8 protein-coding genes are annotated in these 12,002 nt (G+C 74.4%); 3 read left to right on the forward strand and 5 right to left on the reverse strand.

The genetic code is table 11. The features are described from left to right. Window positions 1-7: 7 nt before the first annotated feature. The 3 genes from QT196_RS15700 to QT196_RS15710 form a co-directional block, all read right to left on the reverse strand. Window positions 8-1,591 carry a DUF5719 family protein gene (locus QT196_RS15700; RefSeq protein ID WP_168479451.1) on the reverse strand — a complete coding sequence of 528 codons (1,584 nt, stop codon included), beginning with the start codon at window positions 1,589-1,591 and terminating at the stop codon, window positions 8-10. Then, the gene (locus tag QT196_RS15705; RefSeq protein ID WP_290355105.1) at window positions 1,588-5,409 is read right to left on the reverse strand and encodes a glycosyltransferase; all 3,822 of its coding nucleotides are present in this window, start codon (window positions 5,407-5,409) and stop codon (window positions 1,588-1,590) included. Before QT196_RS15705 ends, QT196_RS15700 begins: the two co-directional genes overlap by 4 nt. Window positions 5,410-5,726: 317 nt before the next feature. Next, window positions 5,727-5,990 carry a WhiB family transcriptional regulator gene (locus QT196_RS15710; protein ID WP_003983763.1) on the reverse strand — a complete coding sequence of 88 codons (264 nt, stop codon included), beginning with the start codon at window positions 5,988-5,990 and terminating at the stop codon, window positions 5,727-5,729. Between the two features lie 694 nt (window positions 5,991-6,684). On the opposite strand from QT196_RS15710, the gene QT196_RS15715 reads away from it, so the two are divergent. Genes QT196_RS15715 through QT196_RS15725 form a run of 3 tightly spaced genes read left to right on the forward strand, consistent with a single transcriptional unit; the run spans window position 6,685 to window position 9,517 of the window. Further along, window positions 6,685-7,194, forward strand: a complete 510-nt coding sequence (locus QT196_RS15715; protein WP_168479453.1) for a cysteine dioxygenase family protein — start codon at window positions 6,685-6,687, stop codon at window positions 7,192-7,194. 38 nt (window positions 7,195-7,232) lie between these two features. After that, window positions 7,233-8,189: a 2-phospho-L-lactate transferase gene (cofD, locus tag QT196_RS15720; RefSeq protein WP_168479455.1), complete on the forward strand. Its 957-nt coding sequence runs from the start codon at window positions 7,233-7,235 to the stop codon at window positions 8,187-8,189. Next, window positions 8,186-9,517: a coenzyme F420-0:L-glutamate ligase gene (locus tag QT196_RS15725; protein ID WP_266738843.1), complete on the forward strand. Its 1,332-nt coding sequence runs from the start codon at window positions 8,186-8,188 to the stop codon at window positions 9,515-9,517. The genes cofD and QT196_RS15725 overlap by 4 nt, the downstream gene beginning before the upstream one ends. Window positions 9,518-9,561: 44 nt before the next feature. On the opposite strand, the gene QT196_RS15730 is transcribed toward QT196_RS15725, so the two are convergent. Then, window positions 9,562-10,467, reverse strand: a complete 906-nt coding sequence (locus QT196_RS15730; protein WP_266738844.1) for a DNA-3-methyladenine glycosylase 2 family protein — start codon at window positions 10,465-10,467, stop codon at window positions 9,562-9,564. A 243-nt stretch (window positions 10,468-10,710) separates the two neighbouring features. Then, window positions 10,711-11,793 carry an NDP-sugar synthase gene (locus QT196_RS15735; protein WP_290355106.1) on the reverse strand — a complete coding sequence of 361 codons (1,083 nt, stop codon included), beginning with the start codon at window positions 11,791-11,793 and terminating at the stop codon, window positions 10,711-10,713. Window positions 11,794-12,002 lie beyond the last annotated feature (209 nt).

The raw sequence follows: 12,002 nt of genomic DNA on the forward strand, positions 1-12,002 counted from the left end.
GCGCGGTTCAGTCCGTGAGCAGCGACAGATCCTGGCCCGCGGCCGGGACGAGGACCGAGCCGCGGTCGTCGGGCAGCGGCTGGACGGTGAACGCGGGCACGCCGCCCTGGGGGCGGGCCAGCATCCGGGCCGCGTAGACGGGACCGCTGCCGGGCTCCGGCTCCACGGTCAGGGCGTAGGTCCCCTTCAGGCCCTGCGGGCGGGGCGGCTCGACATCGAGGCTGCGGCCGCCCTTGACCATGTAGGTCTTGCTGACCGGGGTGCCGCCGCCGCTGCCCGCCGAGGCGGTGACCTTCACCTTGGCGTCCTTGCCCTTCTCCGGCGCGACCAGCGAGAGGGTGCTGCCGCGGTCGCGGTTGTCGGCCGCGGTGGCGCGCTTCTCGACCGGCCGGGTCGCGGGGATGAACGCCATCTCCTGCTTGGCGCCCTTGCCGCGGGTGACCCGCAGCGCGGCCGTGACCGGGGCCCTGGAGTCACCGTCGGAGGGCGTGAGCACCAGCGAACCGGCCTCGCCCTTGGTGAGGTCCTTGAGGTCCACGGCGGTGGTCATCCCGCTCTTGAGGTGCAGGCTCTCCAGCCCGGCGGGCGTGATCAGCCCGGTCGGGGTGGCCAGTTGGACCTTCAGATCGGCGTCGGACTCACCGGGCGCGAGGGCGACCAGCCGCACGGAGGTGGCGTCCTTCGGGATGCCGGGCAGCACCACGCTCGGCGCAGGGTCGGCGGCGGGCGGCAGCCAGTCGCTGCCGAGCTTGCCGTCGCTCGCCTGGACGGCGGCGCCGACCCGGCCCTCCCGCGCGACGACATGCAGCGAGGCGTTGGTGGTGGGGGTGGTGGTCAGCGTGGAGAGCAGCACCGGGACCGTGGTGTGCGGCGGTACGGAGATGTCCTCCCCCGCCGAGCCCGCCAACGATCCGTCCTTGCCGTGGAGTTCGAGGTCCACGACGGCCGGGACCCCGTCGGGGTTGGTGAGGTGGACGTAGTCCTGGCGTTCGGCGGCGGTGCTGACACCGGGGAACCAGAACGTGGTGTCGGGGGTGGTGCAGCTCAGCCCGAGGAGGCCGCGGCCCGCGCCGGCGGCGACGGAAGTGGTCTGCTGCACGGTCCAGCCGGGCGCGAACATGCCGTCCGCGGAGCCCACGAGGGCGGGGGCGTCGGGCTTGTCGGTGGTCGCGACGACCGGCTTGCCGGGCTCCTGGAGGGGCACCACGGGCTTGGTGTCGCGGGGGGCGACGGTCTGCCCGGCCGCGGCGTCCGCGGCGCCCTTGCCCTTGTCCTTGCCCTTCTTCCCGCCCTTGCCGCCGGCCCCGTCGCCGGCGGCCCGCACGGTCCCGGCGGGCCGCAGCTCGGCGGTGCCCTTCTTGCCGTCCGCACCGGCCGCCGCGCCCTTGGGAACGAAGGCGGTGTAGGCGGTCTCGCCGACCTCGGAGGAGGTCGGGGCCGGGCAGAGCAGCGCGGAGCGCTGGACGGGCAGCCGGCTGCTGCCGCGCGGGGCGTCCCGGCCGCCGTCGTCCGGGGCGGCCACGGCGGCGACGCCGGAGACCGCGGCCAGCGCGACGGCCACGCCGATCAGGGACATCATGGTGCGCTTCACTGCTGGTCGCTCCCGTCACGGCGCGGCTCGGGGTAGGAGCCGGAGTACCCCGGGTACTCGGTGCCGTCGTCGTAGGGCTGCTGGTGCTGCGGCCCGCCGTCGCCGTACTGCTGCTGCTGCTGCTGCCCGTACCCGTACGGGTCGTAGACGCCCGCCTGGTAGGGGTCCGCGTACGGGTCGGCGGCCTGGTAGGGATCGGCCGGCGGGTACGGCTGGCCGTACTGCCCGGCCTGGAACGGGTCGGCGGGGGCGTAGGGCTGCTGTCCGCCGGGGTCGCCCGGGGGCACGGTGCCGTCCGGTACGCCCTGCTGGGCGGCCTGCCACTCCTCGTAGGACGGCTGCTGCGGCACCGCCGCATACGGGTCGCCGGGAGCGGCGGGGACGGCGCCCTGGACCGCGTCCCGGCCGGGGACCGGTGCGGCCGCCGGGTCGTCGGCCGGGTCGAACGGCTGCTCGCCGGAGCGCGCGGCGGGGGCGCCGGGCCCGGCCGCCTCGGGGGCACCGGCCGCCTCGGCCTGGGCCCGCAGGCGCCGCGCCCGGCGGCCGTCGCCGGACACCGCGGCGGCCTGCGCGGCGGCCGTGTCCTCCGGCAGGTCGTCGTCGATCTCCCGGCGGCGGCCGGGCAGCGCCAGCACCACCAGGACAACGGCGAGCAGGCCCTGGGCCCACATCCAGAGGGTGTGGCCGATCGGGTTCTCGTGGGTGAGGTCGAGGGTGCCGCCGCCCGCGGGGAGCGCGAAGCCCTGCGCCCAGCCGTCGACGGTCACCGGCTTGAGCGGGGTGCCGTCGACGGTGGCCTGCCAGCCCTCGTCGGCGGTGTCCGCGAGGCGCAGCACCCGGCCGTTGTCGCCGCCGGGCACCTTGGTGTGCGCCTCGACGGGGCCGGAGGGGACGGCGATGGGCGCGGCGGCCTCGCCCGCGCTGGTGCCGTCCTTGGCCGCGCCCGGGACGATGGAGACCCGCGAGACCCGGCGGTCGACGCGCCACAGGGCGCTGCCGTCGTCCTGGCTGAGCCGGGTCAGGCCCGGCGTCGCGTCCAGCACCCGGCCCATTTCGCGCGGCGCCCCGTCCCTGACCAGGACGTAGCGGACCGCATAGCCGCCGAGCTGGTTGGACTGGTCGGCGCCGGAGCCGGCCACCAGGTGGGCGACGATGCCGCCGAGCCGCTTGTCCTCGCCCGCCGCGGCGGCCAGATCGGCGTCGCCGAGCCGGGCGCCGGAGCCGCGGACGAGGGTGTAGTCGACATGGCCGGGCGAGCCGTCGAGGACCAGGGTGCGGGGCCGGTCGGCGGAGCCGGACTCCTCGGCGACGAACGCCGGGACCTGCTCCGGGTCACGCCGCTCCAGCGGGCCGGACGCGCCGGTGATCATCCAGCTGACCGCGGCGTAGAGCGGGGCGAGCACGGACGCCAGCGCGATCAGCACCGCGACCGGCTGCTTCCAGCCGAAGCCGAGGCTGGCCATCCGGGTCCGGATGCCCTCCGCGCCGATCGCCGCGGCACACAGCAGCGCCAGCCCGTAGACCAGCATCGCGGGCCCGGTCCAGCCGGAGCCGTTGCCCAGCGCCGCGAACAGCAGCCCGGTCAGCGCCACCGCCCAGGCGGTACGGATCGCGCGCTGCCGCTCGTCGCGCAGTGTCGCGGCGAGCGCGGCCAGGACGACGCCGAAGAGCAGCACGCCGCCGGCGGCCTTGGGACCGCCGGGGCTGAGCCCGATGAGGTCGAGCACGGAGGCGGATCCGGCGCCGTAGTCGAGCCCGGCCTCCTGGAAGAAGGCGGACGGCCGGCTCAGCAACGACAGCGACCAGGGCGCGAGCACCACGAACGGCACCACGGCCACGACGAGGAAGCGCAGCCCGTAGGCGAGCAGTTGGTCGCGGCTGCCATCCAGGAGGCGCAGCACCAGCAGACCGATGCCGAGCAGCACCGCGATCGGCCAGACGACCGGGGTGAAGGCCATGGTGAAGGTGATCAGCAGCGCATACGCCCAGGTGGCGCGCCAGCTGGGCCGGGTGCCCACGGGCAGCCGCAGTCCGCTCGCGGCGAGCGCGGCACGCGCCATCAGCGGCAGCAGGACGGCGAGCACCGCGGTGCCCAGCCGGCCGCCCGCCAGCGCGCCGGCGGCCGCGGGCAGGAAGGCGTAGGCGATGCTGCCCCAGGCCCGCAGCAGCCGGGAGGCGACGAGCGGGCGGGAGGCGAAGTAGGCGGTGAGTCCGGCCAGTGGGACGGAGCAGACCAGCAGCAGGGTGACGGCGAAGCCGGTGCTGCCGAAGAAGATGCTCGACACCAGGGCGACGATCGCCAGGTAGGGGGGCGCGGAGGCGCTGCCGCCGACGCCGACCGCATGCCAGCTGTCGAGGTACGCCGACCACAGGTCGGACACGCTGCCGGGCGCGGGCAGCATCGCCCCGCCGGTCAGCGCGCCGGCGCCGAGCAGTCCGCGGCAGGCGACCAGCGAGACCACCAGCAGCAGGAGGAAGAGCAGCGGGGCCGGTTTGCGGGCGATCCGCTTGAGCCGGGCGAACTGCTCGATCTCCAGGAAGTCGGCGTCATCGCCGCCGGGCCCGGACTCGACCGCGCCGTGCCGGCCGGCCGACGCGACATCCGGTGCGGCCCGCCCGGCGAGGTTGCCGGCGACCTGCTCGACGGTGGCCCGGACGGTGGCGCCGGGTGGCGGGAACAGCGGCCGCAGCTCACTCGCGTCGACCGCGGGCCGGCCTCTCCGTTTGCGCGCGGCGAGGATCTTGCCGGGGCGCAGCAGCGTGCCGAAGAGTCCGGCGAGTTCGTCCAGCGCCTGGCCCGGGACCTTGCCGACGAGGTAGGCGAGCACCCGCAGGAAGGTGCCGATCAGCAGCCGCAGCAGGACGTACGGGAGGGTCGCGCCGCGGGTGTTGGCGAGCAGGGTGTAGACCGCGCCGGCCTTGTCGACGCGGTGCGGGTTGGCGACCGAGCGGCCGACGCAGTCGATGGGGCGGCGTTCGCGGGCGGAGGCCTCGGCGTGCCGCAGGATGGCCTCGGGCGCGATCAGGACCTGGTGGCCGGCGGCCTGGGCGCGCCAGCACAGGTCGACGTCGTCCCGCATCAGGGGCAGCCTGCGGTCGAAGCCGCCCAACTCCTCGTAGACGTCACGGCGGATGAGCATGCCGGCGGTGGAGACGGACAGCACCGAGCGCACCTGGTCGTGCTGGCCCTGGTCCTGTTCGCGGCGGTCCAGGCCGGTCCAACGGCGGCCGCTGCGCGCGATGCTGACCCCGGCCTCCAGGAGTTGCCGGCGGTCGTACCAGCTGCGCAGCTTGGCGCCGACGATGACGGTGGAGGGGCTGGCGTCGGCGACCCGCAGCAGCTCGGCGAGCGCGTCCGGCTCGGGCGCGCAGTCGTCGTGCAGCAGCCACAGCCACTGGACCGGTTCGCCGTGCGGCAACTCCGGCATCTCGTACGCCTCGTCGCGCCAGGTGCGGGTGACCGGGTCCCAGCCGCTGGGCCGGCGCAGATACGGAAGATCGTCGGGGGTGAGCACGGGGGCCGTGCGGACCGCTTCGTCGACGGCGGTGCCGAATCCGGACCGGCGGGCGAGGTGCAGCACCCGCTGGTCCCCGATGGCCTCGGCGAGCAGCTGGGCGGAGTGGTCCGCGCTGCCGGTGTCGGCGCCGATGACGTTCTGCACCGGGCGCTCCTGGCCGAGCAGGCCGGTGAGCGCGTCGGGCAGCCAGCGGGCACCGTCGTGGGAGACGATCACGGCGGTGACGACGTGCCGTGGGAACTCTGGGGCTGCGGCTGCGGATGAGGCGGCCTGGGCCGCCGACTGGCTGTGCACGGACATCGAGGTACGGGCCCTCCGGACCCGGGAGTTCGAAGGCCCGCGGCGAAGTCGCGCTGGGCCCCCGCCCCCGGAAGACACTGCGACGGACTACGAGGCGACGCGCGCGGCCTGCGGGGCGGCGGCGCATCTCGGACGGGGCCCCACACTAATGGTTCGCGCCGGTGCCCCGACCGGGTCCGTACACAGCAGTCCGCCTCCGGCGAGCGGGTCGCAGGAGGCGGAGTGTTCGCTATAGGGGGATATGGGGAGTTGAGGGGGTGCGGCGGCGTGGTCCACGGAGCCGCCCGCCGTCGGTCCGGCCGGCTGCGCTGTCATCGTCAGACGGCGGCCTTCTTCAGCCGGCGCCGCTCGCGCTCGGACAGCCCGCCCCAAATACCGAAGCGCTCGTCATTGGCGAGCGCGTACTCAAGGCATTCGGACCGGACTTCGCAGGCGAGACAGACCTTCTTGGCCTCGCGGGTGGAGCCACCCTTCTCCGGGAAGAAGGACTCGGGGTCGGTCTGGGCGCACAGTGCGCGCTCCTGCCAGCCGAGCTCCTCATCCGCCTCCTCGACCAGCAATTCCTGGAACAGCTCGGTCATGTGCGCCCCTCGTCTGTCTTTACGTCCCCGTGATCAAGCCGTGATCGATTTCGGCTGAACGACACGAGTGAAATTACAAGTGTGGTGATCCGGGCCAGTCAAGCCGAGATCTGCTATTGAGCCTCTTATTCACTCGGCGGAACCAAGCGGATGCAGAAAGTGTTCAAATCAGTAAAAACCAGGACACTTTCCCGGGCGTGCCACCCGGCACGTCCTCTTCACTCACCAAGACGCGACCAGGCGGCGTTCACGTTGCACCGCACGCCGCCGAAGCGGGGGAGATCACAGACGGATCACGGCACCGCAACGGCGTTTGAAAGCGCGGTTGCCGGTCGATGTCTCCGCGCCGGAAGCTGCACAAACCTTTCGCCGGGCGGAGTAACCGGATGAGGTGAAAGATTTACGTCAAACCAGACATCCGGTTGACATCGCGTCGTCGACCCGGTCTCCTTGACCCCATGCCAGTGACTGCCGCGCTCCGACTGACCCGTGCCTACGGGTTGCTCTGCGCTGCGCAGGCCCGCTGTCGCTGTTCCAGCTGTCGAAGCCACTGAGCTCCAGCCTTTTCGCTCGCACCACCCCGCAGCGCCCCTGCTCCGCGCCGCCGCGCCGTGCCCCCCACAGGGAGAGCCCGCGCCGCGCCGCAGCCCTCCCCCGCGTCACCCCAGCACTTTTGCCGAGGAACCGAAACGCCATGAACAGCGACGTCCAGATCGCCGGCGACCCGCTCGCCATCCCCCACCTGCTGCCGCCCGTCCCCGCCCACCCGGCCACCGTCGCCGGCTTCGCGGGACTGGCCCGCTCGATCGCCGCCGACCGCGCCGCCTGGGCCCCGCTGGTCCGCTACGACGCCACCACCCGCTGGTACCACCGGCTCCGCACCGGGCCGGGCTACGAGGTGTGGCTGCTGAGCTGGGTGCCCGGGCAGGGCAGCGGCCGGCACGACCACGGGGCGTCCTCCGGTGTGCTGACCGTCCTGGAAGGCGAGTTGACCGAGCACGTCGGGGGCGGGCCCCGTACGCTCACGGCCGGCGCCCAGCGGGTGTTCGCCCCCGGCTACGTCCACGAGGTTGTCAACGACGCCCTGACACCGGCCGTCAGCCTGCATGTGTACTTCCCGGGGCTGACCGATATGCCGATGCACCCCAGCCAGGCCACGGACGCCGGGGCCGCCACCACCCCGCCCGGGGTACCGGCCCCCTGACGCCACGCCGCCCCGCACCGCCCTGCCATGCTGGGGCCATGCGAATCGTGGTTCTGGCCGGCGGTATCGGCGGCGCCCGCTTTCTGCGGGGACTCAAGGCAGCGGCTCCGGACGCGGACATCACCGTCATCGGGAACACCGGTGACGACATCCATCTGTTCGGGCTCAAGGTGTGCCCCGACCTCGACACCGTGATGTACACGCTCGGCGGCGGCATCAACGAGGAGCAGGGCTGGGGCCGCACCGACGAAACCTTCCGGGTGAAGGAGGAGTTGGCCGCCTACGGCGTCGGCCCCGACTGGTTCGGCCTCGGCGACCGGGACTTCGCCACCCACATCGTGCGAACCCAGATGCTCGGCGCCGGGTATCCGCTCAGCGCCGTCACCGAGGCGCTGTGCGCGCGCTGGAAGCCCGGTGTGCGGCTGCTGCCGATGTCCGACGACCGGGTCGAGACCCATGTGGCCGTCGACGAGGAGGGCGAGCGCAGGGCGGTCCACTTCCAGGAGTACTGGGTGCGGCTGCGGGCCTCGGTGCCCGCCCATGCCGTGGTGCCGGTCGGCGCCGATCAGGCCGAGCCCGCGCCGGGCGTGCTGGAGGCCATCGCCGAGGCGGATGTGGTGCTGTTCCCGCCGTCCAATCCGGTGGTCAGTATCGGCACGATCCTGGCGGTGCCGGGTATCCGGGAGGCCATCGCGGAGGCCGGGGTGCCGGTGGTCGGGCTCTCGCCGATCGTCGGTGACGCCCCCGTCCGCGGTATGGCCGACAAGGTGCTGGCGGCCGTAGGGGTGGAGGCGACCGCCGCGGCCGTCGCCCGCCACTACGGGTCCGGGCTGCTGGACGGCTGGCTGGTCGACTCCGTCGACGCGGCGGCGGTGGCCGAGGTCGAGGCGGCCGGAATCCGCTGCCGGGCCGTGCCGCTGATGATGACGGACCTGGACGCCACGGCCGCGATGGTGCGCGAGGCGCTGGAGCTGGCCGCGGAGGTCCGGGCGTGAACGACGCCGACGGGGCGCCCGCCTACCGGGTGTGGGCGCTGCCGGGGGTCCCCGAGGTGCGGCCCGGCGACGACCTCGTCAAGCTGATCGTGGCCGCGGTGAGCGCCGACGGAGTGCCCCAACTCGTCGACGGCGACGTGCTGTTGGTGACGTCGAAGATCGTCAGCAAGGCCGAGGGCCGGGTGGTCGAGGCCGCCGACCGGGAGGCGGCGATCGATCAGGAGACGGTGCGGGTGGTGGCGCGCCGCGGCACCCTGCGGATCGTGCAGAACCGGCAGGGGCTGGTGATGGCCGCGGCCGGTGTCGATGCCTCCAACACCCCCTCGGGGACGGTGCTGTTGCTGCCGGAGGACCCGGACGCCTCGGCGCGGGCCCTGCGCGCGGGCCTGCGCAGCGCGCTCGGCGTCGACGTCGGCGTCGTCATCAGCGACACCTTCGGCCGGCCCTGGCGCAACGGGCTCACCGATGTCGCCATCGGCGCGGCCGGGGTGCGGGTGCTGGACGATCTGCGCGGCGGCACGGACGCGTACGGCAATCCGCTCAGCGCGACGGTGGTGGCCACCGCCGATGAACTGGCCGCCGCGGGCGACCTGGTGAAGGGCAAGGCCGCCGGACTGCCGGTCGCGGTGGTGCGGGGGCTCGGTCATGTCGTCGGGGAGACCGGCGGGAGCGACGGGGCGCGCGTCATGGTGCGCAGCCCCGAGGACGACATGTTCCGGCTGGGCACCTCGGAGGCCGTACGGGAAGCGGTCACGGCGCGGCGTACGGTGCGTGCCTTCACCGACGACCCCGTTGATCCGGGGGCGGTCCGGCGCGCGGTGGCGGCGGCGGTCACCGCGCCGGCGCCGCACCACACCACGCCCTGGCGGTTCGTGCTCCTGGAGACACCGGAGGCGCGGGAGCGGCTGCTGGACGCGATGCGGGACGCCTGGATCGCGGATCTGCGCCGGGACGGCAAGTCGGAGGAGTCCATCGCCAAGCGGATCCGGCGCGGCGATGTGCTGCGGGCCGCGCCGTATCTGGCGGTGCCGTGCATGGTGACGGACGGCTCGCACCCCTACCCCGACGCGCGGCGGAGCACGGCGGAACGCGAGATGTTCCTGGTGGCCCACGGCGCGGGGATTCAGAACTTCCTGGTCGCGCTGGCCGGCGAACGGCTCGGCTCCGCCTGGGTGTCGTCGACGATGTTCTGCCGGGAGGTGGTCAGGGACGTGCTCGGGCTGCCGGCGGAGTGGGAGCCGATGGGGGCGGTGGCCATCGGGCGTCCGGCGACCGCACCGCCGCCGCGCCCGGCGCGGGCCGCCGACGACTTCGTCGTGGTGCGCTGACGCACGGCCCCACGACCCCGCGGCTCCGCGCCCCCGCGCCCCGGTCACAGCCGGGCTATGTCCCCTACGGGGAAGCGCGGGGCGCGGCGCGGAGGCGTGCGGCCGGACAGCAGGATCAGCCGGGCGGCGCGGTGCCGCTGGCCCTCGTAGGGCGCGAGGAGTTCGAGCATCTCCTCGTCGGTGGTGCCGCGGCGGCCGGTGAGGGCATAGCCGATGATCTTCGGCAGATGCAGATCGCCGACCGTGATCGCGTCCGGGGCGCCGAGGGTGCGCTGAAGCGTCTCCGCGGCGGTCCAGGGGCCGATGCCGGGCAGCGCCATGAGCCGTCGGGTGGCGTCCGCGAGGTCCATCCGCGCGGCCTCCTCCATCCGGCGGGCGGCCCGTACGGCGCGCAGGATCGCGGACGAGCGCTTGGCGTCGACGCCCGCGCGGTGCCACTCCCAGGAGGGGATCAGCGCCCAGCCGCGCGGATCCGGCATCACCCGCATCCGCTCCCAGGGGCCGGGGGCGGGCTCGCCGTGCCGCTGGAGCAGCAGGCGCCAGGCGCGGTAGGCCTCGTCGCTGGTGACCTTCTGCTCCAGGATCGAGGGGATCAGCGACTCCAGGACCAGGCCGGTCCGCGCCAGCCGGACGCCGGGGTGGCGGCGGCGGGCCTCATGGACGATGCGGTGCCGGGCGGTCAGCCGCGCCGGATCGTCGGACTCCCCCAGCAGCTCGGGGAGGCGGTCCAGCAGCCAGTCGGCGCCCGGCCCCCAGGCCTCGGCCTCGACCTGGCCGGCGGCCGGACGGGCCGCGACACGGAGCGTGCCGGGCCCCTCGGGCGTACGGCAGGCGCGCCACAACTCACCGTCGCGCACCCCGAACGCGGGGTCGCCCGGGCCGCGCTGGAGCACACCGAGCGTGCGGTGCAGGTCGAGCGGGCCGGGCGGGTCCCAGGTACGGGCGGGCATGCGGCCAGGTTAGGCGATGGGGGTGACAGCGGGGGCGGGCCGTAGGGGGTGGGCGAACACATCCCGTAGGGGTACGGAGCGCCCCCTCGGGGCCGACAACGGGGTGGGGTGGGGAGGTATTCCCGGGGGGGGTGGTGCTCCGCGGGTGCGGCAGGAGCGACGGGGCCGGAGGGGCGCGCGCCACGAGTGACGGCGCGCCCGGAGCCACCGGACGCCGCCCACTGGCCGGAAGACCGGAGCTGCCTACTGGTCCGACGAGAAGCGCACCGAGGCGGCGGGGAGGTCGGCGTCGCACCAGATGCGGATGCCGTCGCGCAGTTCGTTGTCGGGGCCGATCCGGGCGCCGTCGCCGATGACCGCGCCGTCCAGGACCGTGCGGGCCCCGATGTGTGCGCCGGCGCCGATCAGCGAGTCACGGATGCGGGCGCCCGGTGCGATGACCGCGCCGTCGAGGACGGCGCTGCCGTCGATCTCGGCGCCGGCGCCGATGACGGTGCGCGGACCGGCGACGGTGCCGCCGGTGAGCTTGGCGTCGGTGGCGACCTCGGCCGTCTCCAGGATCAGGCGGTCCCCGCAGCGGCCGGGCACCGCCGGGGACGGGGCGCGGCCGAGGACCAGGTCGGCGGAGCCGCGGACGAAGGCCTGCGGGGTGCCGAGGTCGAGCCAGTAGGTGGAGTCGACCATGCCCTGGAGGTGGGCGCCGTCGGCGAGCAGGCCGGGGAAGGTCTCGCGTTCCACGGAGACCGGGCGGCCGGCCGGGATGGTGTCGATGACCGACCGGTTGAAGACATAGGCACCGGCGTTGATCTGGTCGGTGACGATCTCCTCGGCGGTCTGCGGCTTCTCCAGGAAGGCGGTGACCCGGCCGGTGTCGTCGGTGGGCACCAGACCGAAGGCGCGCGGGTCCTCGACCCGGGTGAGGTGCAGGGAGACATCGGCGCCGGAGGTGCGGTGGGTGCCGACGAGGGCGGCGATGTCCAGGCCGGTGAGGATGTCGCCGTTGAAGATCAGCACCGGGTCGTCGGGCGCGGAGTGCAGCCGCGAGGCGACATTGCGGATGGCGCCGCCGGTGCCCAGCGGCTCCTCTTCGGTGACGTACTCCAGGTGCAGGCCGAGCGCCGAGCCGTCGCCGAAATACGGCTCGAAGACCTCGGCCAGGTAGGAGGTGGCGAGGACGATGTGCTCGACACCGGCCGCCCTGGCACGGGCCAGTTGGTGGGTGAGGAACGGCACGCCCGCCGCCGGGACCATGGGCTTGGGCGTATGCACCGTCAGCGGGCGCAGCCGGGTGCCCTTGCCGCCGACCAGGAGGATCGCTTCAGTCACCTTGTCTTCTCTGCTTCCTGCTGGGGTCGGCCGATCGGCGGACCAGTGTAGGCAGACGGGCTCCCGGGCGGCCCCGGTGGTGGGACGCTCCCGTGCCGTTCAGGCCACGGGGGCTCGCGGGCCGGGAGGGCGGACGTCGTGGCAGCTGGGACGAGCCGGCCGCGGGAACGGTTGAGTGGTCCCCGCAGCCTGCACCGTGACAGACCCGC

Source organism: Streptomyces sp. P9-2B-2, assembly GCF_030406865.1.
Lineage (GTDB): Bacteria > Actinomycetota > Actinomycetes > Streptomycetales > Streptomycetaceae > Streptomyces > Streptomyces platensis.